At 63.0% G+C, this 1,113-nt stretch carries 1 pseudogene; it reads left to right on the forward strand.

The window, feature by feature from the left end:
- Positions 1-1,113: pseudogene (locus tag ACOHWE_RS20125) on the forward strand (IS3 family transposase); the annotation flags it as partial.

Below are 1,113 nucleotides of genomic sequence, written 5' to 3' on the forward strand. Positions count from 1 at the left end.
GAGCAGATCATTGGCATCCTGAAGGAGCACCAAGCCGGAATGGGGGCGAGGGAACTGTGCCGCAAGCACGGCATCAGCGATGGAACCTTCTGCAAATGGCGTTCGAAGTATGGCGGCATGGAAGTGTCCGAGGCCAAGAGGCTGAAGGCTCTGGAGGTCGAGAACGCCAAGCTGAAGAGTTCGCAGCGACCGTGGCCCCAGTGGGGCCGCGTAAGCGCGTAGAACGCTGGCGGAGCACATGCTTGATGTGGCAACGCTGAAAGAGATGCTGGGAAAAAACTTTTGAAGCCCCGTGCAAGGCGGAGAGCCGTGGACTGGGCCATGACAGAGAAGAACTGCAACCAGCGGCGGGCCTGTGCCCTGGCCGGGATAGATCCGTGCGTCTATCGGCGTGGATCAACCAGGCCTGCGGACGCCGAGTTGCGAGAGAGGCTGAAGGAGCTGTCCAGCGAACGGCGGCGCTTCGGCTACTGTCGGCTGCACCTGCTGCTCGGCCGCGAGGGCTGGAAGGTGAACTGGAAGAAGCTCTACCGGATCTACCGCGAAGAGGGGCTGAGCGTGCGCAAGCGCGGCGGGCGAAAACGCGCCATTGGGACGCGTGCGCCCATCACTGCCCGGCAGGCGCATGCGCAGCATGCTGCCGAGAGGGGCGATCCCGCAAGGGCCGAACCAGAGATGGCCGCTGGACTTCGTCTCGGACAGCTTGTCCCCTCTCGGGACATTGCTGCGCAATGCCCTGCCGGGCAAGGAATGGCCGCCGTTTCCGGGTGCTCTGCGTCATTGACGACTTCAGCCGGGAATGCCTGGCTGCGGTTGCGGACACCTCACTCTCCGGCCAGCGGGTTGCCCGTGAGCTCGATAATATCGCCCGAACGCGTGGCTATCCCTGTATGGTGGTCAGCGATAATGGGACCGAACTGACGTCGAATGCCATTCTGAAATGGCAGGAAGACCGGAAGGTCGAGTGGCACTACATCGCGCCAGGCAAGCCCATGCAGAACGGCTTTGTCGAAAGCTTCAACGGCCGCCTCCGGGACGAGTGCCTCAACGGGCACTTGTTCGCCAACCTGCGCCACGCCCGAGAGCTGATCGCGGCCTGGCGTGACGATTACA

This window comes from Cribrihabitans neustonicus (genome assembly GCF_048820895.1).
In the GTDB taxonomy this organism is placed as follows: Bacteria; Pseudomonadota; Alphaproteobacteria; order Rhodobacterales; family Rhodobacteraceae; genus Cribrihabitans_A; species Cribrihabitans_A neustonicus.